The following is a 20,203-nucleotide window of genomic DNA, read 5'->3' on the forward strand; positions in this document are numbered from 1 at the left end:
AGAGTGTGCGTTGACATGGAAGAACGCACTTTTCGGTGACAGGGGAACCTCATGGTGACCAAGCAGGTCAAGGGCAAGGCCGAGGACGCGGACCTGGCTCGCGCGGACTCGCTGGCACGGGAGATCTTCTCCGACGTGGCCAACAAATGGGCTCTGCTGATCATCGAGTTCCTCGGCGACCGCACCCTGCGCTTCAGCGAGCTGCGCGACGAGGTCGAGGGCATCAGCCACAAGATGCTCACGCAGAACCTGCGCATGCTGGAGCGCAACGGCCTGGTACGACGGACGGTGTACCCCACCGTGCCGCCCCGCGTGGAGTACACCCTGACCGCGCCGGGACAGGACCTGCGCGGGACCATCGACGAACTGTGCCGCTGGACGCGCCGCAACCTCGGCCACATCGAGTCCGCCCGGCACAGCTTCGGCGGCTGACGGGTCAGCTCCCCGCGGGACGGTGTTCCGGGCCCACGGACCCGGCCGCCCGGCGGGCGCGGTCGCGGTCGGCGGCCGGACCGCGCAGGCGCCGGCCGCGGCGGGTCAGGCCCCAGGGCTTGAGCACGGAGATGACCGTCATGAAGACGTACGCGGTCAGGGAGACGATCGGGCCGAACAGGATGTCGCCGCTGTCGGGCAGCGGGCCCCCCGCGGCGACGGCCCCGACCGCGGAGTTCACGCCGGGCCGCAGGGCGAAGGCCGTTGCGGTGATGGTCGCCAGCGTCAGCCAGAACTTCGTGCAGACCCACTTGTGCCGGGCCAGCCCCCAAGGAGTGCCCAGCGAGAGCAGCAGTCCGCTGAGGAGGGTCAGGAACGCGACGGGCAGCAGGAGCCAGTCCGCGAAGAGTTTCATGGCCCGCACCGACGCCTCCACCGTCACCGGCGAACCGGTGCCCGCGGCGGTCGAGCCCAGGGCGAGCAGGCCGAGCGTGAGCCCGAGCCACGAGGCGGAGGCGACGACATGGACGACGACGGTGGCCCGGCGAGCGGGGCGGCTGAGTCTCACGTGGACCAGCCTGCCGAGCACTTGGGCGCGGGTCGTCTGACGGCGGGAGCAACCTCACGTACTCGCCGGGGCGTACGCCGGACCGGTCAGGCTGCTCCACCGACGCCCGGCGGGACGAAGCGGCGGTGCACGGGGGCCATGGTCACCCGCGGGTCGCTCCGCACCCCCAGCTCGCCCTTGAGCACCGGTTCGACGCGGCTGGAGATGAACTGGCCGAAGTGGCCCTCGGACTCCCAGACGTCGAGGACGTGCATGCCACCGTCGTCGAACCAGCACGTATGCAGCACGAGTCCGTCGGGGACGTCCTCCTCCCAGCCGACCCGGGTGCGGGCCGCGTCGTACAGCTCGGGGGTGATCTCGTGCCAGTCGATGGTCACTGCGAGGGCCATGGGGTCCGTCACTTTCGAAGTCGCGCCGCCGTTCCCGCCCAAGTCTTCGACGGACCTGCCGGCCTCACAACCGGAGCCGTCCCCGGTCCGCGGGACTACGACTTTGGTGCCGTCCAGCCTGGGTCCGGCGCCCGATGGTCCGGGCCGCTTCGACGGCTAGCGTCAACGGCATGCGTATAGGACTACTTGGCACCGGCAATGTCGCCCGAGCACTCGCCCACGGATGGAGCACCGCGGGACACGACGTACTCCTCGGCTCCCGTAGGCCGGACGAGCGCACGCGGCTCGGCCTTCCCGTGGCGGGACTGAGCGAGACCGCCGCGCACGCGGAGGTACTGGTCAACGCCACGCCCGGGAACGTCTCCCTGGAGCTGCTGCGCTCCCTGGGAGCACCCGCGCTGGCCGGCACCCTGCTGATCGACGTCGGGGTCGGCCTCTCCGACGACTACACCGAACTCTCGCACCCCAACAGCAGCCTGGCCGAACAGATCCAGGCGGCGTTCCCGCAGACCCCCGTCGTCAAGACGCTGTGCACCATGGACTCCACCGCGATGGTCGCCCCGGCACGCCTGAACGGCCCGAGCACCGTCTTCCTCTCCGGCGACGACGCCGAGGCCAAACGGACCACCGGGGCCCTGCTCACCGACCTCGGCTGGCCCCCGTCGTCCCAGCTGGACATCGGCGGCATCTCCAGCGCCCGCGGACAGGAGCACTTCGCCCTGCTGTTCTCCGGGATCGCGCACGGTCTGGGATCCCACACCTTCAACATCAAGGTGGTCGCCCTGCCGTGAGGCGGGTGCGGGCGATGTCTGGGGCGAGACGTAGCGGCCGGCGGCGGTGTGGCGCAGCGCTGGGAACCAGTCCCGGTGGTCCGCGCGCAACTCGTCGGTGAATTCGCGTTGGAGGGACAGGGGGGCGGTATCCCTCGACCATCAGCACCCCAGACGGGCGGGGAGCAAGTCCCGCGCGGCGATCAGGCGTTGGGCCACTCTCAAAATGATCTCGTTCACGGGGAGATCACGGCCGCTGACGGCGCTCCAGACGCGCGGCCGCCGACTCCGCGCGGCGGCGGGCCTCGCGGACCTGGCGTTCCGCGGTGCGGAGCCTGTCGCGCGCCCGGCGTTCCTCCTCGCGTGCCTGGCGGTGGTCGTCCTCGACGCGGCTCAGCTCCTCGGTCAACTCGCCCGCACGGGTCTTCAGTTGCCCGGTCCGCTCGCGCGCGGCCTGCGCCTGTTGCTCCGCGTCGGCGGCCTCCCGCTCCAGCGCCCGCAGTTCACGCTCGGCCGTCTCGGCGTCTTTCCGGGCCCGGGCGAGCGCCTCGTCGTCACGGCGCTTGGCCGGGCGGGCCTTGGCCTTGGGCGACTGGGTCGCGGCGGGGCGAGGCGCGGCAGGCCGGGCCGCGGTGGCGCTGACGTCGGGGAAACCGACGGTCGCCTCGAACGGTCTCACCAGCCGTCCGGCCGCCCATTCCCGCGCCGCCCCCGGGTCGGCCAGAGCGGTGTGCAGGATCGTCTCCACCTCACGGCCCACGTCCTCCCCGACGGGATGGCCGGCCCGCGCCGCGAGCTGTCCGGCCTCCCGGGTGACCGCCCGGATGAGGGTGCGCTGCTGGCCGCTGAGCTCCCGCAGTTGTGGCCCGTCCAGGTCGTGATGGGCCTGCCTGAGCCCTTCGCCGAGCCGGAGCAGGGCCTGGACCTCCTCGGGGCGTTCCCGGACCAGGAGATTGCTGACCCAGGCCGACAGCGTGGGGCGGCGCAACTTGCCGATCCGCTCCGCGAGGGCGCGGTCACCGGCGGTGCGGGCCTCGGCCATACGGGTGTTGCGCGCCGCCGTGAAGTCCTCCGGCCGCAGCGCGTACAGCTCATCGGCGACCGTGTCGATGTCCACGGGGGCTCCTGTCGACGGGCGCGCTGACCCTTCGAGCGTAGGAGCGGCGGTGACGGTCTGCTCGTCGGACCCAAGGAGTCGGCGGCCTTCTCCGCGCTGCGGCGGTCACATTCGCTCGGCGGGATCCGTCAGTGCGGTGACGGCAACCTGAAGCCCGGAAGGACAAGATCATGACCGTATGTTCGATCACTGCCGAGATTCCCCTGCGTCCGCGGATGACCGAGGACCCCGCGCAGTTGGTGCCTGAGATGGCGGAGGTGTCGGCCTCGCTGTTCAAGGCGGTCGGCAACGGGTCCGTGCCGCGGGCCACGATCAGCCTGGTCCATCTGCGCGCCGGTCAGATCGTCGGCAGCACGTATCTGGCCGTCCTGCACACGGGCTTCCTGCGGGCGGCCGGGGAGACGGAGGAGCGGATCACCTCGGTGGCGTCCTGGCCGGACTCGCCGTACTTCACCGAGGCGGAGCGGGCCGCGTTGGCCCTGGTGGAGGCGGTGCTCCAGCCGTCGACGGGCATCGAGCGGGTGCCGCAGCGGTTGTACGCCGAGGCCCGCGAGCACTACGACGAGAAGGCGCTCGCCACCCTGACCATCGCCATCGGGCAGGTCAGCTTTTTCAGCCCTGGCCCTGGTCACCAAGCCGGTGCCGGGCCGGTCCTTCACCGATCCCTGGAGCTGAGGCGCGGTATCGGGTCGGATTCGGCCAATCGTGTGCGCGGCCTTTCGCGTGCGCGGCGGTGGGTTGTGGCGTCGCGGCGTCGGGTCCTGTCTGGCCACGCAGGTGATCACCTGGACCGACGAGGGGGCGGGCCGTGTTCGACGACGAGGCCCGACCGCACCGCTCCTCGTCCGGGCCAGCCCTCCTGGGCGGTCCCCCTCCTACGCGTTCCCCAGGGCGTGAGGCGGAGTGGCTGACCGGAGGATCCGCCTGGAGGTGGACGGCCAGGAGCGGACCGAGCCGGGGCGCTCCGCTCCTACAGGACGCCGACACCAGCACGCCGTCCTCGTCCACGGAGACCTGTCGGACGTTACCCGTGGACGAGGACGAGGTGGGGGTCGTACACCCGGTGTGGGGGCTTCCGTACGGCCTACGACCCGTCACCTTCCTGGCCGACCATGCTCACGCCCGGCGTCCGATCCGGCGCAGCAGCACGATCCCGGCGATGACCAGGACCGATCCGGCGGCGGCCGGCCACAGCTTCGCTCCGGTGTCGGCGAGGCTGCCGCCCACGGTCTGCGTCGCCGTGCCGGCCGCCGGGGACTGGGCGGCGCCGACCGCGGCCTGGGACGGGGTCGGCGTGGCCGTCGCCGTGCCGACCTCCTCGGCCGGGGCCTCGGCGGTGCGGGTCGGGGACGGTGAGGTGTAGGTCTTGGGCTGGTCGGCCGAAGCGGTGGCCGTCGGCTTGTCGTCCGCCGGGGCCTCGTTGCTCGGCGTGTCGGCCGACGGCTCCTCGGTGGCGGGCTCCGTCTGTCCGCCGTCGTCACCGGTCGGCTCCGGGTTCTGCGGCTCCTGCGGCTCCTCGGGCTGTTCCGGCTGCTGCGGCTGCTCGGTCTCCTGCGGCTCCTCGGACGGCTCGGGCTGCTGCGGCTGCTCGGTCTCCTGGGGCTCCTCCGGCTGCTGCGGCTCCTCGGGAAGCGCCCCGCCGTCGCACTCGCGGCCCTCGTTGATGCAGTCGACCATCTCGCTCATCAGGTCCTCGTCGAAGACGTTGATGAAGTCGCCGTGGTCGGTGACGGGCTTGTGCAGCTGCTCGGGGAAGGAGTCGACCGCGAAGAGCGGTGTCGTCTGGCCGCCGTCGTCGAGGCTCGGGGCGTCGACGTCGTAGACGATGCGCTGGACGAGCTGCGGGATCGCCTGGAAGCCGCCGGGGCAGGAGCCGTCGGCCGCGGCGAACGCCACGTGGGTGCGGTGGTTGGCGCTGTCGATGTTGCGGCCGTCCCAGCAGCTCTGGAACTTGAACGTGCGCACCACGTCGCTGCCCTCGGGGCAGAGCGGGTACTTGTCCTTCAGCTGCCGGTCCTCGAACCCGGTGCAGCTCCAGGAGGCGTTGGCGTTGGCCGTGCCGTTGACGAAGGCCTTCGCGTCGCCGGTGATGATGCGCAGCAGCCGGGGCATGCCGGTGACCTCGCCGACCGGGCTGCCCTGGAAGGTCAGGGTGACCTCCTTCGGCGTGACGATCTCGCCCGCGTTGCCCTCGATGCCGCCGCCCGGGGAGTTGGCGTCCTGCTCCTGGGTGCCGTTCTGCAGGCGCAGGACGGGCCAGTAGTACGAGGACTTGTCGCCCTGGTTCTCGCAGCTGGTGTCGGCCGCGGCCAGGTCCTCGTCGCTCGCGAAGGCGTCGTTGGCCTGGTTGCCGATGTAGTCGTGGAAGTGGTGGGCGCCGTTGGAGACGCCCGGGGCGACGATGACGTTGTCGGAGTTGAACAGGCCGTTCTCGTTGACCCCGCAGCTGGTGGTGAAGGTGCCCTGGGAGGCTCCTTCCCCGGCGGGCGGCGCCTGGACGTTCGGCTGGACGGAGTTGATGTCGACGAAGTCCGCGGCGACGGGGCCGTTTCCGCCCTGGCCTCCCTCCGGCTGCTCCTCGGGGACGCTCAGTTCACAGCCCGCCAGCGCCTCCAGGCCCTCCGGGCGCTCACCCGCGTTGCCGATCGCCACCGCGATCCGCTCGATGCTCTCGCTCCGCTTCTCCTTCAGCGGATTCATGATCGAGCCGTCGGTGAACCCGGAGTCCTGCCGCTGTTCCGGCGTGGCCGCCCGCAGTTGCTGGTAGGCCTCGGCTATCTGGGCGTCCAGGGCGGCGAGTTCGTTGTCGACGTCCGTCCTGGCGGCGTCCGGGATCTGCGTCAACTCGGCACCCACATCAGGGCAGTCGATCGTGGCGCCACCGTCCTGCTGGGCCGATCCCCCGTCACCACCCTCGGTCGCCGAGGCGTAGATATTGGTGGCCACCAGCCCACCGCCGCCCAGGATCAGCGCGATCGCGGCGAAGGTCGCGCGTCGTGGGCCGGTCGGGCGCCTGCGCGTGTTGCGTCTCAAGGCAGTACTCCTACGTTCGGGGCGAGCGAGCGGACATACAAATCCCTCGCCCCCATACGGACCACGCGCCCGCGTTGTTCAACGGCCCCTCGGATTCATACCAATTTCTCAGTGGACCCGGGCATCACCGTCGACCCATCCCTCGTCGTCACCGCTGACCCCGCAACCCTCCCACTTGCACTTAACCCGCGCACGCAACTATTGTGGTCGCCTGTAAGCGCCTCACGCACAACACCGAGGAAGCATCACCATGACCACCACCCCCACCGTCCCCACCGTCACGCTCAACAACGGCGTCGAGATCCCGCAGCTCGGCTTCGGGGTCTTCCAGGTCCCCGAAGCCGAGACCACCGCCGCTGTCACCGAGGCCCTCAGGGCGGGCTACCGCTCGATCGACACCGCCGCGATCTACGGCAACGAGGCAGGCGTGGGCAAGGCGCTCGCCACCGCCGGGCTCGCCCGCGAGGACGTGTTCGTCACGACCAAGCTATGGAACGCCGACCAGGGGTACGACGCCACCCTTCGAGCCTTCGACGCGAGCCTGGAGGCACTGGGCCTCACCCACGTCGACCTCTACCTCATCCACTGGCCGACCCCGGCCCGCGATCTGTACCGGGACTCCTGGAAGGCCATCGAGCGCCTGGTGGCCGACGGCAAGGTCCGGGCCGCCGGGGTCTCCAACTTCCAGCCCGCCCACCTGCGGCGACTGATCGACGGCGCCTCGATCGTCCCGGCCGTCAACCAGATCGAGCTGCACCCCGGTCTACAGCAGGCGGAACTGCGCTCCCTGCACGCCGAGTTGGGAATCGCCACCGAAGCCTGGAGCCCGCTCGCCCAGGGCGCGGTGCTGGGGGACGAGGCCATCGTGTCCCTCGCCCGACGGCACGGGAAGTCCCCCGCCCAAGTCGTCCTGCGCTGGCACCTCCAGCTCGGGAACGTGGTGATCCCCAAGTCGGTCACCCCCGAGCGCATCCGCGAGAACCTCGACGTGTTCGATTTCACACTCTCCGCCGACGAACTCTCCGCCCTCGCCGCCCTGGACCGTGGGCTGCGCACCGGCCCGGACCCGGACGCCTTCAACTGACGGACCCCGATCAAGCCGCTTCGAACAGGCGGGTTAGCATATGAGCACCGCCTAGCTCGAAAGAGACTTCTGTGACTGTCAACGACGACTCGTTCACCAACTGGAAGAACCGCGAGGAGATCGCGGAGTCGATGATCCCGATCATCGGGAAGCTGCACCGGGAGCGGGACGTGACGGTCCTGCTGCACAGCCGCTCCTTGGTGAACAAGTCGGTGGTCAGCATCCTGAAGACGCACCGGTTCGCCCGCCAGATCGCGGGCGAGGAGCTGTCGGTCACGGAGACGCTGCCCTTCCTGCAGGCGCTCACCACGCTGGACCTCGGCCCGTCGCAGATCGACATCGGCATGCTCGCCGCGACGTACAAGGCGGACGACCGGGGCCTGTCGGTGGCGGAGTTCACCGCCGAGGCGGTCGCCGGCGCCACGGGCGCCAACAAGCTCGAGCGCGGCGAGGGCCGCGACGTCGTCCTCTACGGCTTCGGCCGCATCGGCCGCCTCGTCGCCCGGCTGCTGATCGAGAAGGCGGGCTCCGGCAACGGCCTCAGGCTGCGCGCCATCGTCGTGCGCGGCGGCGGCGAGCAGGACCTGGTCAAGCGCGCCTCGCTGCTGCGCCGCGACTCCATCCACGGCCAGTTCCAGGGCACGATCACGGTGGACGAGGAGTCCAGCACGATCTTCGCCAACGGCAACGCGATCCGGGTGATCTACGCGAACGACCCGTCCGAGGTCGACTACACCGCGTACGGCATCAAGGACGCCATCCTCATCGACAACACCGGCAAGTGGCGCGACCGCGAGGGCCTCTCCAAGCACCTGCGCCCCGGGATCGACAAGGTCGTCCTGACCGCTCCCGGCAAGGGTGACGTCCCGAACATCGTGCACGGCGTCAACCACGACACGATCAAGCCGGACGAGCGGATCCTGTCCTGCGCCTCCTGCACCACCAACGCGATCGTGCCGCCGCTGAAGGCGATGGACGACGAGTACGGGGTCGTGCGCGGCCACGTGGAGACCGTCCACTCGTTCACCAACGACCAGAACCTACTGGACAATTACCACAAGGCGGACCGCCGGGGCCGCAGCGCGCCGCTGAACATGGTCATCACCGAGACCGGTGCCGCCTCGGCCGTCGCCAAGGCGCTGCCCGACCTCAAGGCACCGATCACCGGCAGCTCGATCCGGGTGCCCGTGCCGGATGTCTCGATCGCCATCCTCAGCCTGCGCCTCGGCCGTGAGACGACCCGCGACGAGGTCCTCGAGTACCTCCGCGACGTCTCCCTGAACTCGCCGCTCAAGCGTCAGATCGACTTCACGACCGCCCCCGACGCCGTCTCCATGGACTTCGTCGGCTCGCGGCACGCCTCGATCGTCGACGCCGGCGCCACCAAGGTCGACGGCGACAACGCCATCCTCTACCTCTGGTACGACAACGAGTTCGGTTACTCCTGCCAGGTCATCCGGGTCGTGCAGCACGTCTCGGGCGTCGAGTACCCGACGTACCCGGCCCCGGCGGTCTGATCCCGGCTCCTCGTCACGGCGGTGCCTCTCGCGGCGCCGCCGTGCCGTCTTCTCACGCGGCTTTCCTCACGCGGCGCGCGGCTGCCCGGCGTCCAGTACGTCCATGAGCTCGGCGCGGTGCAGGTCGGCGACCGGGGCCAGCAGGTCGGGGTGGCGCAGCAGCGCGGCCGCTCGCCGGTCGTTGTCGTCGGGCGCGAGCAGCCGCCGGAAGTCGACGGGCGGACCCGCGCTGTGGCCGCCGCCGTCCACCGCGGCCACCGCGAGCGCGGCCAGCGACGGGTCGCAGAGCAGGCTCGCGGCCCAGCTCGCCACGACCTCGTCCACCCAGGTCCGCCAGGCCTCCGACGCCCCGTCCGCGCCCGTGATCCAGTCGAGCCGGACCGAGCCACCGGTGCCGGCCATGCCCGCGAGCGCGGCGTCCGTCGGCGTCGGGTAGCGCAGCCACGCCGCGACCGTGACGGCCTGACGTGCCTGGGCGTCACACAGGGCGCCGGCCAGGGCGCCGCCGTTCGGCGGGAAGGCGCGGGTGAGCCAGCGGGCGGTCGCCGCCATGAGTGAGGAGAAGTCCGAGAGCACGGGCATGCCGTCCGAGGGGTGCGACGGGGCGGGGTATCGCTCTACGGTAGCTGCCCGCTCCGTCAGTCCATCAGTCCCGCGGCGACCGTCGCCCCCAGCTCCCAGCACGCCTGGAGGTCGGCCTTGGCCGGTTCGCCGGTCACCGTCACCGCCTCGGCCACGCGCCGCCAGCCGAGCCCCGTCGTGACGGACTCGATGGACCGCACCGCGCCGGTGACGTCGTTCCCGCCGTGCACGTAGGAGCCGAACGGCCGCCCGCGCGTGGCGTCCAGGCACGGGTAATAGACCTGGTCGAAGAAGTGCTTCAGGGCGCCGGACATGTAGCCGAGGTTCGCGGGGGTGCCGAGCAGGAACGCGTCGGCGGCCAGGACGTCGGACGCGGTGGCGGACAGCGCGGCCCGCCGGACCACCGTGACGCCCTCGATCTCGGGCGCGGTGGCCCCGGAGATCACGGCCTCCAGCATCGCCTGGCAGTGGGGCGAGGGGGTGTGGTGCACGATCAGCAGAGTTGCCACACGACCGAACCCTGCCGCGACCCTCCCGGTGCCCGCAAGTCCGGACCCTCTACGTCCGGTTATGCCCGGCATCATCCATTACGGGAAGGGAACTGCTCAACGGCGGCCCGCCGCGGAGGGATTCGCCGCGGTGCGTTCATGTCACGAGGCACGTGGTACCCGCCAGGTCGAAGTGTCCGTGACCGGCCGCAAAACCCCCGAGGAGTCCGCTTCGGTGGCGCTCGGGCGGCTTGTCCCACACGACTGAGGCCGTGCGAGCCCGACCGGGAGATACGGCGGTCACATCATGACCGTCCGGGTTTACGCGGCTGAGGTTGCGTGACTACGGTGTCCCGGTGTCGCCACAAGGGCCGCACAGTTAACTCTTGTAAGAGGTGTTCTGCTCTGTCTGGGTTCCGTCAGGATGGGATCGCACAGCAAACGCTGCCCACGCGCAGCCTCGGACAGGCTCAGGCACCCCCCGGCGCTGACGCCGCCCCGGCCACGGAGGCCGGACGGACTGCTCGGTCGGTCAAGGAGCGGGACGCGTTCTTCGACAACGCCAAGTACCTGGCCATCGTGCTGGTGGCGATGGGGCACGCCTGGGAGCCCCTGCGCGACGGGAGCCGGACGGTCACGGCGCTGTACATGGTCGTCTACGCCTTCCACATGCCCGCGTTCATCGTCATATCCGGCTACTTCTCCCGGAGTTTCGACGCGGCCCCGGGACGCGTGAAGCGGCTGGTGACGGGCGTCGCCGTGCCGTACATCGTCTTCGAGGTGGCGTACACCTTCTTCACGCGCTGGACGGACAACGAGCCGGACCGCGACATCAGCCTGCTGGACCCGCTGTACCTGACGTGGTTCCTCGCGGCGCTGTTCATCTGGCGGCTGACGACGCCGATCTGGCGGGTCGTGAAGTGGCCGCTGCCCATCGCCCTGGGCATCGCGATGCTGGCCACCCTGACGCCGACCATCGGCAAGGAGCTCGACCTCCAGCGGGCACTGCAGTTCCTGCCCTACTTCGTGCTCGGTCTGGTCCTGAAGCCGAAGCACTTCGAGCTGGTGCGCCGCCGCGAGGTGCGGATGCTGGCGGTGCCGGTGTTCCTGTGCGCGGCCGTGGTGTCGTACTGGGCGGTCCCGCGGATGAACTACGCCTGGTTCTTCCACCGCACCAGCGCCGAGCAGTTGGGCGCGCCGCACTGGTACGGCCCGGTGATGACCCTGCTGCTGTTCGGCTGCTCGGTCGTCCTGGTCGCCTGCTTCCTCTCGCTGGTGCCCCGGCGCGGTACGTGGTTCACGGCCCTGGGGGCGGGCACGCTGTACGGCTATCTGCTGCACGGCTTCGTCATCCAGGCCGCCAACCACTGGCACTGGTCCCACCTCGAGAGCGCCCATACGCCGCTCGGGAAGATCGCGGTCACGCTGGTGGCCGGCGCGGTGGTGACGGCGCTGTGCACCGCGCCGGTGCGGCGGATGTTCCGGTTCGCGATGGAGCCGAAGATGGACTGGGCCTTCCGGCGCGATCCGGCGGACGTCGCCCGGTCCCGCTGAGACCGGGCGACGGGGGCGACGGCCACGCGGCCCGGCGGTCAGTGCCGGGCCGCGTCCTTGGTCTTCTCCTTGGCCTGCCTGACGTCGCCCTTCGCCTGTTCCACCCGACCCTCGTCGGCCATCCGCTCATTGCCCATCGCGCGGCCTGCCGCTTCCTTGGCCTTGCCCTTGGCCTGCTCCATCTTGGCCTTGGCCTTCTGCTGTCGCGCCATCTGCCTCACCCCACGCGGTGCTCTGGATCACTGTTCGGGCCCCGGGTGAACCGGCCCGCGGAACCTAAACGGGCGGATGGGGGCGTCAGCGCTCGTCGCTGACCTTGGCGACCGCCGCGGACAGCTGCTTCTGCACCGGTTCGCTCAACGCCTCGCCCCTGACCGTCGCCACCAGATCCTGGGCGAGGTGGTGGAGCTTGGTGTTGGTGTTCTGGGAGGCCATGACCAGGACCGCCCAGGCGTCCTCGGGCTTGAGACCGAAGGAGGCCATCAGGATGCCCCGGGCCAGATCGATCGTGGGGCGGGTCTGCATGGCCCGTCGCAACTGGACGACTTCGATCCGCAGGTCTTGCAGCATGATCTCGTCCTCCGTCTCGTCCGGGAAGGAGGACTCCGAATCGTCGGCGTCCTCCTCCGCCGGGGCGAAGAGGGAGAAGGTGTTGGTCAGCGTGAAGAGCCGTTCGGCCACGGGACCGACCGAGCGCACCAGGAGCGTCTTGCCCTCACGCAGGGCGCGCTGCCGCAGGCCGAGGAGGATGTTCAGCGCGGCGCAGTCCCAGAACTCCACCCCGCTCAGATCGAGGTCGACACCATGGACCGATCGGCCCATCGCCTCGCGCAGGGCGCGCTCGAGATCCGGGGCCACCTCGAGGTCGAGTTCACCTCTGACGACCACGGTCACACGGTCGCCGGCCGGCCGGAGCTGGATCTCCGGCACGTACGGCGAGCCCACCGCCGACGTCGTGTCTGTCATGACCGCCTCCCCCGGCCACCCGAGCCTTTCTCGCTTCCAGCGTCACCACTACCCAGGTAACACGTCAAGTGATACACGAAATTCTGTTCATGTTTTTGAATACGCGAATGCACAACCGTACAATCGCCGTATGGAGGGAGTCCAGGAACCACACAGCGGATGGACGTTCTTGACCAATCACGCCCGCGTCCTGGCCGCGATCGCAGACGACCACAGTGCTCGCATCAGGGACATCGCCGTGCACTGCCGGCTCACCGAGCGGGCCGTGCAGAAGATCATCGCCGATCTGGAGCAGGCCGGGTACCTCTCCCACACCCGGGAGGGGCGCAGCAACACCTACCGGATCGAACCAGGCAAGGGCCTGCGTCACCCGGCGGAAGCGGCGACGGGGGTGACGATCGCGTCCCTGCTCTCGCTGCTCGCCCAGGACGAGGCCACCCGCGCCGACCGGACTCAGTCGACGTCGACGGGCAGGACGTAGCGCCGTTTCTCCTTGGCGCGGGCGCCCAGACGGTCGTAGAACCGGATCGCGTCCGTGTTCCAGGGAGGCGTGTTCCACTGGACCTGAGCGAGTCCGCACTCGCGTGCCCGGTCCACCACCGCCTTCATGAGCAACGGCCCGACGCCCAGGCCCCGGTGGCCGTCGCGGAGGAAGAGACAGTCCATGTGGAGGTACTCCGTGCCGCCCCAGGTGGACACTTCGGGGGCACAGGAGGCGTAACCGATGAGCGCCCCGCCGTCGAGCTCCGCGACGAAGCAGGACAGCCGCGGCGGGCTCGGCGGGCCGAACAGGAGCGTTTCCAGGCGCCGGGCCAGGTCGGCCGGGGGCGGCGACGCCTTCTCGTAAGCGGCGTGCTCAGCGGCCAGGGCGGCGATGCCCGGGAGGTCTTCGGGGCGGGCGGCCCGCACCCGCACGGACCGGGCGGCCGTCACCGGACCTCACCTTCGAGCGTATCGGCGCGCCATGCGTCCAGCCGGGCGCCGAGAGCGCCGCCCCCGTCCAGCACATGGCGGCTGAACGCGTCCCGCTCATGGGCCAGTACGGCCGCCTCCCACACGCAGGGAGCCAGTCCCGCACGGCCGGGGCGCAGCGCGTCGAGGTCTCCGGCCGGGCCGGTGAAGACCGCGAGGTCGGACATGTGGCCCTCGATCCAGGTGTGCACCAGGACGTAGTCGCCATCGCCGCCCGCGTGCAGCAACAGGACGGCGAGGCCGAGGGAGCCGCGCAGACGCGCGGAACTCAGGTGGTCCTCCGCGATCCGCAACGCGGCCTGGGCGTCCCGGTCCGTCAAGGCACGTCCGGGCGCCTCGATCGCGTACGCCTTCACCAGATGCCCGGCGATCTCGTGTCCGCCCAGGGAGCGCACGGCACGCGCGTGGTGCCCCTCGGCCAGGGCCAGCAACCCGGCCGCCCGGGCGGAGGACCGCGCTTCGTCGATGTCCGTCATCCGATCATCATGCACTGCCGCTAGTCCCACCAGAAGTACCAGCTGCCCCCGAGCAGTTGGGCCTCCACCAGCGCCTCGACACTTCCGACGCCCTGGTCGACGACGTCCGAGCAGTACGCGTACTGCTCCAGCGCGGCGGTCGCCACGGACCGCGGGGTGCGGGGACGGCGGGTGATCAACAGCTCCAGGACGGAGCCCTCCAGGGTGACCAGCTCGGCCCCGTACAGCTCGTGGAAGTGGCTCAGCACCGCCTGATGCTCAGGGCCGGTGATGCCGTAGTTGCAGGCACCCAGCCAGTTCAGCAGGGCGGGCACCTCGTGGCCGTGCCGGGCCTGGGTCAGGCACAGCACCGTGCGCTCCTGGCGGAGAGCCGATATGCGGGTCCCGCCGACACGGTCGAGGTCGACCTCGGCCGCCACATGCGCCGCCAAGTGGTCCGCGGACACGGTGAAGTCGTCCGCTGCCCCGCTCGCCCAGCGGGCCAGCAGCTCGGGAGCGTCGGGCAGTTCGTCGACCGGGATGTCCTGGGCGAACTCCGGCTGGAGGCCGACCAGGACGTGGTGCAGTTCGTCGGGCGGCCCCGCGAGCACCGGCCACCAGCCCGTACGGTCGTGCAGCGCCCGGACAGCGCTCCAGATCCGGAAGGCGTCGACCCCCTCGACCTCGCCGGTGTGAACGGGCGTGCCGTCCGTCGCGAGGGCGGCGCGCCGGAGTTCGGGCAGTTCCAGGCCCTGCGCGGCGCAGAGGCTGCGTACCTCGGAGATCGTCATCGGCATGGGGGAACCGTAGCCGGTGCCAGGGGGTCCGCCGGGCTCGGTTACTCTGTGCCGCCGGGTTCGCGAGGGGAAGAAGAGAAGTGACAGTACGTCGTGCGGCTTGTGCCGCTGTGCTGGTCGCGCTGGTGACGGGGTGTTCGGAGTCGACGGCGGACAGCGGCGACGCGAAGGCGTCGGCCAGTGCGTCGCCGACCACGGCCGGCTCCTCCGCCGTCCGCAGTGGCGGATCCATCGGGGCCGAGGGCTCCGCGTGCGAGCTGCCGGTCACCTTCGACACCGCCGCGAAATGGACCTCGGAGGCCGTCGAGGCCCCGCTCGAGCAAGGCCCGGTCGCCCTGGCCTGTGAGATCGACGCCAAGCCCGCGGGCAGCATCGGCTTCCTCCGCGTCTGGACCGGCAAGCCGGGCGACGCCGACGTCCGTGGCGTTCTGCGGGCCTTCGTCGCGGCCGACGGCGAGGCGAGCGAGGAGAAGTACGCCACCTTCACCGTCGGCGGCCTCAAGGGCGTGGAGGTCTCGTACCTCTACACCAACGAGTTCCTGGACGAGACGAAGGAGGAGCGGGCCCTGGCCGTCGACACCGACCAGGGGCCCGTCGTCCTGCACCTCGGCGGCCTGGACACCGAGGAGCACCGCGCGATGCTCCCGGCGTACGAACTGGCCAAGAAGACGCTTCGCACCGGCGGGGACGCGTAGGAGCACTCAGCCCTTCTGCTCCACCCGCACCCAGTCCATCCGCCTGCACTCCCCCGGCCGCGATCCGGTCCACGCTGGACTGCGGCAGACCCCAGTAGGGCCCGTCACCTTGTTCCAGCCGGCCGGCTAGGCCCCGCCCAGGGCGAGGTTGAGGACGACGTACTGGTCGCGGTCGAGGACCCACTGACCGCGCGTGGACTCCAGCTTGTTGCGGGTCGTCTCCTCCCGCGGTCTGTGTCAGGCCGCCTTGCGGGCCTGGTTCCGGTGGTCCCGGATGATGTCGGCGTAGCGGCGTCCGGTGCCCTTGATCGTGCGCTTCTGGGTCCGGTAGTCCACGTGGATCAGGCCGAACCGCTTCTCGTAGCCGTAGGCCCACTCGAAGTTGTCCAGCAGCGACCAGGCGAAGTAGCCGGCCAGCGGGGCGCCCTTGCGGACCGCCGAGGCGCAGGCCGCGAGATGCTGGACGAGGTAGGCCTGGCGCTCGGGGTCGTCCACGGTGCCGTCGGGGCGCACCACGTCCGGGAACGCCGAGCCGTTCTCGGTGACGTACAGCTTGCGCGCCCCGTACTCCTCCGTCAGGCGCAGCAGCAGCGTCTCCAGGCCGCCCGCGTCGATCTCCCAGTCCATGCCGGTGCGCGGGACGTCCGGGCGGCGCACCATGCGGGCGTACGGGGCGGGGCCCTCGGGGTCGTCCACCAGGTACTGGGGGAAGTAGTAGTTCAGGCCCAGCCAGTCCAGCGGCGCCGCGATCGTCTCCAGGTCGCCCGGACGCTCGGGGAGGTCCACGCCGTAGGTCTCGATCATGTCGGCGGGGAAGCCGCGGCCGTGCACCGGGTCCAGCCACCAGCGGTTGACATGGCCGTCCTGGCGGCGGACGGCCGCCAGGTCCTCCGGGCGGTCGCCTCCGGCGAACATCGTGGAGAGGTTGTTGACGATGCCGACCTCGGCGCCGGGGGCGGCGGCACGGATCGCCTCGGTGGCCAGACCGTGCCCGAGCAGGAGGTGGTAGGAGGCGCGGACGGCGGCGGTCAGGTCGGTCAGGCCAGGCGCCATCTTGCCCTCCAGATGGCCGATCCAGGCCGAGCAGGAGGGCTCGTTGAGGGTGGCGAAGTGCTTCACCCGGTCGCCGAGCCGGCCCGCGACCACGGAGGCGTACGCGGCGAAGTGCTCGGCGGTCTCCCGCGCGGGCCAGCCGCCGCGGTCCTGGAGGGCCTGCGGCAGGTCCCAGTGGTACAGCGTGACCGAGGGGGTGATGCCCGCCTCGAGCAGGGCGTCGATCACCTGGTCGTAGAAGTCGAGGCCCTTGGCGTTGACCGCGCCGTCGCCGCCGGGCAGCACCCGCGGCCAGGCGACGGACAACCGGTAGGCGTCGGCGCCCAGTTCGCCCATGAGCGCGATGTCCTCACGCCAGCGGTGGTAGTGGTCGCAGGCGAGGTCGCCGGTGTCGCCGTTGGCGACCTTGCCGGGGGTGTGCGAGAAGGTGTCCCAGATCGACGGCGAACGCCCGTCCTCCGCCACGGCTCCCTCGATCTGATAGGCCGCTGTGGCCGTGCCCCACAGAAAGTCGTGCGGGAGCGCGCCGAAATCGATGGTCACGTAATTCCTTTCAGAGACGGTCACTTGACGGCTCCCGCCGTCAGGCCGGCGACGAGGTAGCGCTGCATGAGGAGGAAGCCCGCGACGACCGGGACGCTGACGACCAGCGAGGCGGCCATGACCTGGTTCCAGTAGACGTCGTAGAGCGTGGAGTAGCCCTGGAGGCCGACGGCGAGGGTGCGGGTGGTCTCGTTGGTCATCACCGAGGCGAAGAGCACCTCGCCCCAGGCGGTCATGAAGGCGTAGACCGCCACCGCGACGATCCCGGGGATCGCCGCCGGGACGACCACGCGGAACAGCGCGCCGAGTGGGCCGCAGCCGTCGACCAGCGCCGCCTCGTCGAGATCGCGGGGCACCGAGTCGAAGTACCCGATCAGCATCCAGATCGAGAAGGGCAGCGAGAAGGTGAGATACGTCAGGATCAGCCCGCCGCGCGAGCCGAACAGGGCGATGCCGGTGGCGTTGCCGATGTTGACGTAGATCAGGAACAGCGGGAGCAGGAACAGGATGCCCGGGAACATCTGCGTCGACAGGACGGTGACCGTGAAGACGCGCTTGCCGCGGAAGCTGTAGCGGCTGACGGCGTAGGCCGCGAAGACCGCGATCACCACCGAGCAGAAGGCCGCCGCGCCCGCCACGATGAGCGAGTTCACGAAGTACCGGGCGAGCGGGACGGTCGACCAGATGTCGATGTACGGGCGGATCGTCAGCTCGCTGGGCAGCCACCGGAACTGGCCGGTGACGTCGGACAGCGGCTTGAGCGAGCTGGAGACCATGACGTACACCGGCAGCAGGACGAAGCCGGCCAGCAGGGTCAGGAAGATCCGTCGGGTCCACAGGAACGAACGCGGGGGCGCCATCGGTGAGTCAGCCATGCTTGGGGCCCTTCCGTTCGCGCGAGGTGACGGCGAGGTAGACGCCCGTGACGAGCAGCAGGAAGAGCAGCAGCAGGACCGACATGGCCGAGCCGGTGCCGAAGTTCCAGCTGACGAAGGACGCCTGGTAGATGTGGACCGAGATCAGGTCGGCCGCCTCGGGCGGGGTCTTGCCGAACAGGACGTACGGCGTGTTGAAGTCGTTGAACGTCCACAGGAACAGCACGATCACCAGGACCTGGTTGACCGGGCGCAGCGACGGCAGCGTGATGCGGCGGATCTGCTGCCAGATGCCGGCGCCGTCCAGGGCGGCCGCCTCGTACAGCTCCTTCGGGATGTTCTGCAGTCCGGCCATCACGATGAGGAAGGCGAACGGCCAGCCCTTCCAGACGGACACGACCAGCAGCGCCCAGAAGCTGTTGTCGCCGATCAGCCAGAAGGACGGCTTGTCGGTGACGCCGAGCTGGTCGTGCAGGACGTGGTTCACCAGGCCGTTGTCGTGCTGGAACATGAAGACCCAGGTGATGACGGCCGCGTAGACCGGCAGCGCGTACGGCACCAGGAACAGGGCCCGCAGCAGACCGCGGCCGCGGAAGGTGTCCTGCATGCAGATCGCCGCCGCCGTGCCGATCAGCCAGCACAGGCCGACCGAGGCCACGGTGAAGCCGACGGTGACGAAGAAGGACGTCAGCAGCGCCTCTCCGACGGCGCCGTCGAAGTCGACCGACACCTGGTAGTTGTCCAGGCCCGCCCAGGGAGCGGCACCCCAGTCGCGGATGTAGAACTGGGTGAGCTCCTTGAAGCTCATCACGATGCCGATGGCCATCGGCACCAGATGGACGAGGAGTTCGAGGAGCAGTGCGGGCAGGAGGAGCAGGTAGGGCAGGCCGATGCGGCGGACGCGGTCCGGAAGGCGGCGACGCGGCTTGCGCGCCGCCGTCTTGCCGGGAGCTCCCTCACGCACCGGGAGTTCGACAGTGCTGGTCATGCGCTCACGCCGCCGGCATCTGCTGCTGGGCCTTCTCCAGGGCCGCCTTCACCGACTCCGTGGTCACCTCACGGCCGGCGGCCGCGTCGGCGAACAGTTCCTTGATGGCCGTACCCACGGCCGTCTCGAACTGGGACTCGTCGGCGACCTGGGGAGCGGCCACCGCGCTCTTGGCGAGGGTGTCCTTCAGGACGACGTTGGCCGGGGTGTTGAAGGCCTTGTCCTCCTGGGCCGTCTTGACCGGCGGGATGGAGCTGTAGGCGGTGTTGAGGATCTTCTGCTCGGCGTCGCTCGTCATGAACTTGACGAACTCCTTGGCGCCGTCGAGGTTGTCGGTGTTCTTGAAGACGGCCATGTTGATGCCCATGACCATCGAGTTGACGCCGGTGCCGGTGCCGGGGGTGCCGGACTTGACGGGCACCGGGGCGATGCCGAAGTCGTCCTCGCTCATGCCCTGCGAGATAAGGTTGGCGGAGGCGGACTGCCACAGCAGCATGCCCGTCTTGCCGGTCGCGAAGTCGCTCACCGACTGGTTCTGCGCGTACTCGGCGTTGCCGGGCGCGATGACCTTGTCCTTGGACATCAGCTCGACGAACTGCTTGACGCCGGCGACCGCCCCGTCGTTGGTGAAGTCGGCCTTGCCGTCGGGGGTGAAGAAGTCACCGCCGTTCTGCTTGGCGAAGACGACCGCGTGATGGATGTTCTCCGACGGGTTGGCGCCCTCGAATGCGGCACCCCACTTGCCGTCCTTGGACAGCTTCTTGCCGGCCGCGACGAACTCGTCCCAGGTGGCCGGCGGCTTCGCTATGCCCGCGTCGGCGAACATCTTCTTGTTGTAGTAGAGCGCGTAGGACATGGAGTACAGCGGCACGGCGGCCGGGTCCTGGCCCTCCGCGCCCGCGGAGCCCAGGGCGGAGTCGACGAAGCGGTCCTTGCCGCCGATGGCGTCGAAGTTCTTGGCGTCCCACGGCAGCAGGGCGCCGGTGGCCTGCAGGGAGGCGCTCCAGGTGTTGCCGATGTTCAGGACGTCCGGGCCCTGGCCCGAGGTGGTGGCGGTGAGGATCCGGTTGAGCAGGTCCGACCAGGGCACGACCTCCAGCTTGACCTTGATGCCGGTCTGCTTCTCGAACTTGTCGAGCTCGGGCTGGAGGACCTCCTTGTCGGCCTCGATGCTCTTGCCCTGGTTGGAGGCCCAGTAGGTGAGGGTCTTCGGCTCGGCGTTGGACCCCTCCGAGTCGGACGACCCCCCGCCGCAGGCAGCCACGGTGAGGGCGAGCGAAAGAGTAAGGGCGCCGATGGCTGCGACTCTGCTTCTGCGCATGCTT

At 70.2% G+C, this 20,203-nt stretch carries 22 protein-coding genes and 2 pseudogenes; 8 read left to right on the top strand and 16 right to left on the bottom strand.

Going from position 1 to position 20,203, the window contains the following annotated elements; genetic code table 11:
* Positions 1-51: 51 nt before the first annotated feature.
* On the top strand, positions 52-432 hold the full coding sequence (locus ACWDRW_RS10820) for a winged helix-turn-helix transcriptional regulator (protein ID WP_451722029.1): 381 nt from the start codon (positions 52-54) through the stop codon (positions 430-432).
* A 4-nt stretch (positions 433-436) separates the two neighbouring features.
* Here ACWDRW_RS10820 and ACWDRW_RS10825 read toward each other — a convergent pair whose 3' ends face one another.
* Both ACWDRW_RS10825 and ACWDRW_RS10830 read right to left on the bottom strand, forming a co-directional pair.
* The gene (locus ACWDRW_RS10825) at positions 437-1,000 is read right to left on the bottom strand and encodes a DUF2269 domain-containing protein (RefSeq protein WP_451722031.1); all 564 of its coding nucleotides are present in this window, start codon (positions 998-1,000) and stop codon (positions 437-439) included.
* An 86-nt stretch (positions 1,001-1,086) separates the two neighbouring features.
* Positions 1,087-1,389 (bottom strand): hypothetical protein, encoded by a 303-nt coding sequence (locus ACWDRW_RS10830; protein WP_451722033.1) that lies wholly within the window; start codon positions 1,387-1,389, stop codon positions 1,087-1,089.
* Positions 1,390-1,559: 170 nt separating this feature from the next.
* On the opposite strand from ACWDRW_RS10830, the gene ACWDRW_RS10835 reads away from it, so the two are divergent.
* Positions 1,560-2,180: an NADPH-dependent F420 reductase gene (locus ACWDRW_RS10835; protein WP_451722034.1), complete on the top strand. Its 621-nt coding sequence runs from the start codon at positions 1,560-1,562 to the stop codon at positions 2,178-2,180.
* Positions 2,181-2,406: 226 nt separating this feature from the next.
* Here the strand turns inward: ACWDRW_RS10835 and ACWDRW_RS10840 are convergent, their stop codons facing one another.
* Positions 2,407-3,276 carry a hypothetical protein gene (locus ACWDRW_RS10840; protein WP_451722035.1) on the bottom strand — a complete coding sequence of 290 codons (870 nt, stop codon included), beginning with the start codon at positions 3,274-3,276 and terminating at the stop codon, positions 2,407-2,409.
* 170 nt (positions 3,277-3,446) lie between these two features.
* Between ACWDRW_RS10840 and ACWDRW_RS10845 the strand changes: the two are divergent.
* A pseudogene (locus tag ACWDRW_RS10845) lies at positions 3,447-3,951 on the top strand (carboxymuconolactone decarboxylase family protein).
* Between the two features lie 441 nt (positions 3,952-4,392).
* On the opposite strand, the gene ACWDRW_RS10850 reads toward ACWDRW_RS10845, so the two are convergent.
* Positions 4,393-6,309, bottom strand: coding sequence for a DUF1996 domain-containing protein (locus ACWDRW_RS10850; protein ID WP_451722037.1), 1,917 nt, complete (start codon positions 6,307-6,309; stop codon positions 4,393-4,395).
* A gap of 250 nt (positions 6,310-6,559) precedes the next feature.
* Between ACWDRW_RS10850 and ACWDRW_RS10855 the strand changes: the two genes are divergently transcribed.
* Both ACWDRW_RS10855 and ACWDRW_RS10860 read left to right on the top strand, forming a co-directional pair.
* Positions 6,560-7,393 (top strand): aldo/keto reductase, encoded by an 834-nt coding sequence (locus tag ACWDRW_RS10855; protein WP_451722038.1) that lies wholly within the window; start codon positions 6,560-6,562, stop codon positions 7,391-7,393.
* A gap of 71 nt (positions 7,394-7,464) precedes the next feature.
* On the top strand, positions 7,465-8,910 hold the full coding sequence (locus ACWDRW_RS10860) for a glyceraldehyde-3-phosphate dehydrogenase (RefSeq protein WP_451722039.1): 1,446 nt from the start codon (positions 7,465-7,467) through the stop codon (positions 8,908-8,910).
* A 66-nt stretch (positions 8,911-8,976) separates the two neighbouring features.
* Here the strand turns inward: ACWDRW_RS10860 and ACWDRW_RS10865 are convergent, their stop codons facing one another.
* Together ACWDRW_RS10865 and ACWDRW_RS10870 are read right to left on the bottom strand one after the other, a co-directional pair.
* On the bottom strand, positions 8,977-9,486 hold the full coding sequence (locus ACWDRW_RS10865) for a hypothetical protein (protein ID WP_451722143.1): 510 nt from the start codon (positions 9,484-9,486) through the stop codon (positions 8,977-8,979).
* 62 nt (positions 9,487-9,548) lie between these two features.
* Positions 9,549-10,001: a flavodoxin family protein gene (locus tag ACWDRW_RS10870; protein WP_451722040.1), complete on the bottom strand. Its 453-nt coding sequence runs from the start codon at positions 9,999-10,001 to the stop codon at positions 9,549-9,551.
* 408 nt (positions 10,002-10,409) lie between these two features.
* Between ACWDRW_RS10870 and ACWDRW_RS10875 the strand changes: the two genes are divergently transcribed.
* The gene (locus tag ACWDRW_RS10875) at positions 10,410-11,534 is read left to right on the top strand and encodes an acyltransferase family protein (RefSeq protein WP_451722145.1); all 1,125 of its coding nucleotides are present in this window, start codon (positions 10,410-10,412) and stop codon (positions 11,532-11,534) included.
* A 38-nt stretch (positions 11,535-11,572) separates the two neighbouring features.
* Here the strand turns inward: ACWDRW_RS10875 and ACWDRW_RS10880 are convergent, their stop codons facing one another.
* Positions 11,573-11,746 (bottom strand): CsbD family protein, encoded by a 174-nt coding sequence (locus ACWDRW_RS10880; RefSeq protein ID WP_451722041.1) that lies wholly within the window; start codon positions 11,744-11,746, stop codon positions 11,573-11,575.
* Positions 11,747-11,831: 85 nt separating this feature from the next.
* On the bottom strand, positions 11,832-12,500 hold the full coding sequence (locus tag ACWDRW_RS10885) for an ANTAR domain-containing protein (RefSeq protein WP_451722042.1): 669 nt from the start codon (positions 12,498-12,500) through the stop codon (positions 11,832-11,834).
* A 130-nt stretch (positions 12,501-12,630) separates the two neighbouring features.
* Between ACWDRW_RS10885 and ACWDRW_RS10890 the strand changes: the two genes are divergently transcribed.
* Positions 12,631-12,981, top strand: coding sequence for a MarR family transcriptional regulator (locus ACWDRW_RS10890; protein WP_451722043.1), 351 nt, complete (start codon positions 12,631-12,633; stop codon positions 12,979-12,981).
* Here ACWDRW_RS10890 and ACWDRW_RS10895 read toward each other — a convergent pair.
* From ACWDRW_RS10895 to ACWDRW_RS10905, 3 genes are read right to left on the bottom strand one after another with little or no spacing between them, the layout of a single operon-like run.
* On the bottom strand, positions 12,954-13,433 hold the full coding sequence (locus tag ACWDRW_RS10895) for an N-acetyltransferase family protein (RefSeq protein WP_451722044.1): 480 nt from the start codon (positions 13,431-13,433) through the stop codon (positions 12,954-12,956). The two genes, ACWDRW_RS10890 and ACWDRW_RS10895, sit on opposite strands and share 28 nt — an antisense overlap.
* On the bottom strand, positions 13,430-13,948 hold the full coding sequence (locus ACWDRW_RS10900) for a hypothetical protein (protein ID WP_451722046.1): 519 nt from the start codon (positions 13,946-13,948) through the stop codon (positions 13,430-13,432). The genes ACWDRW_RS10895 and ACWDRW_RS10900 overlap by 4 nt, the downstream gene beginning before the upstream one ends.
* 20 nt (positions 13,949-13,968) lie before the next feature.
* On the bottom strand, positions 13,969-14,724 hold the full coding sequence (locus ACWDRW_RS10905) for a DUF4253 domain-containing protein (protein WP_451722047.1): 756 nt from the start codon (positions 14,722-14,724) through the stop codon (positions 13,969-13,971).
* Positions 14,725-14,804: 80 nt separating this feature from the next.
* On the opposite strand from ACWDRW_RS10905, the gene ACWDRW_RS10910 reads away from it, so the two are divergent.
* The gene (locus ACWDRW_RS10910; protein WP_451722049.1) at positions 14,805-15,419 is read left to right on the top strand and encodes a lipoprotein; all 615 of its coding nucleotides are present in this window, start codon (positions 14,805-14,807) and stop codon (positions 15,417-15,419) included.
* A 6-nt stretch (positions 15,420-15,425) separates the two neighbouring features.
* Here ACWDRW_RS10910 and ACWDRW_RS10915 read toward each other — a convergent pair.
* The 5 genes and pseudogenes from ACWDRW_RS10915 to ACWDRW_RS10935 all read right to left on the bottom strand — a co-directional run.
* Positions 15,426-15,644, bottom strand: a pseudogene (locus ACWDRW_RS10915) (discoidin domain-containing protein); the annotation flags it as partial.
* A 12-nt stretch (positions 15,645-15,656) separates the two neighbouring features.
* Entirely contained in the window at positions 15,657-17,015 is a 1,359-nt protein-coding gene (locus ACWDRW_RS10920) for a GH1 family beta-glucosidase (protein ID WP_451722051.1), read from the bottom strand.
* Positions 17,016-17,035: 20 nt separating this feature from the next.
* Positions 17,036-17,875: a carbohydrate ABC transporter permease gene (locus ACWDRW_RS10925; RefSeq protein WP_451722146.1), complete on the bottom strand. Its 840-nt coding sequence runs from the start codon at positions 17,873-17,875 to the stop codon at positions 17,036-17,038.
* A gap of 7 nt (positions 17,876-17,882) precedes the next feature.
* Positions 17,883-18,878: a carbohydrate ABC transporter permease gene (locus ACWDRW_RS10930; protein ID WP_451722053.1), complete on the bottom strand. Its 996-nt coding sequence runs from the start codon at positions 18,876-18,878 to the stop codon at positions 17,883-17,885.
* Positions 18,879-18,882: 4 nt separating this feature from the next.
* Positions 18,883-20,199 carry an ABC transporter substrate-binding protein gene (locus tag ACWDRW_RS10935; protein ID WP_451722054.1) on the bottom strand — a complete coding sequence of 439 codons (1,317 nt, stop codon included), beginning with the start codon at positions 20,197-20,199 and terminating at the stop codon, positions 18,883-18,885.
* Between the last annotated feature and the right edge of the window lie 4 nt (positions 20,200-20,203).

Source organism: Streptomyces sp. NPDC003635 (assembly GCF_053587635.1).

Bases quoted from the DNA above. Each gene is read 5' to 3' on its own strand.
- ACWDRW_RS10885 (WP_451722042.1), bottom strand. From the start codon at position 12,500: ATGACAGACACGACGTCGGCGGTGGGCTCGCCGTACGTGCCGGAGATC.
- ACWDRW_RS10900 (WP_451722046.1), bottom strand. From the start codon at position 13,948: ATGACGGACATCGACGAAGCGCGGTCCTCCGCCCGGGCGGCCGGGTTG.
- ACWDRW_RS10835 (WP_451722034.1), top strand. From the start codon at position 1,560: ATGCGTATAGGACTACTTGGCACCGGCAATGTCGCCCGAGCACTCGCC.
- ACWDRW_RS10830 (WP_451722033.1), bottom strand. From the start codon at position 1,389: ATGGCCCTCGCAGTGACCATCGACTGGCACGAGATCACCCCCGAGCTG.
- ACWDRW_RS10890 (WP_451722043.1), top strand. From the start codon at position 12,631: ATGGAGGGAGTCCAGGAACCACACAGCGGATGGACGTTCTTGACCAAT.
- ACWDRW_RS10925 (WP_451722146.1), bottom strand. From the start codon at position 17,875: ATGGCGCCCCCGCGTTCGTTCCTGTGGACCCGACGGATCTTCCTGACC.
- ACWDRW_RS10880 (WP_451722041.1), bottom strand. From the start codon at position 11,746: ATGGCGCGACAGCAGAAGGCCAAGGCCAAGATGGAGCAGGCCAAGGGC.
- ACWDRW_RS10930 (WP_451722053.1), bottom strand. From the start codon at position 18,878: ATGACCAGCACTGTCGAACTCCCGGTGCGTGAGGGAGCTCCCGGCAAG.
- ACWDRW_RS10905 (WP_451722047.1), bottom strand. From the start codon at position 14,724: ATGCCGATGACGATCTCCGAGGTACGCAGCCTCTGCGCCGCGCAGGGC.
- ACWDRW_RS10820 (WP_451722029.1), top strand. From the start codon at position 52: ATGGTGACCAAGCAGGTCAAGGGCAAGGCCGAGGACGCGGACCTGGCT.
- ACWDRW_RS10855 (WP_451722038.1), top strand. From the start codon at position 6,560: ATGACCACCACCCCCACCGTCCCCACCGTCACGCTCAACAACGGCGTC.
- ACWDRW_RS10935 (WP_451722054.1), bottom strand. From the start codon at position 20,199: ATGCGCAGAAGCAGAGTCGCAGCCATCGGCGCCCTTACTCTTTCGCTC.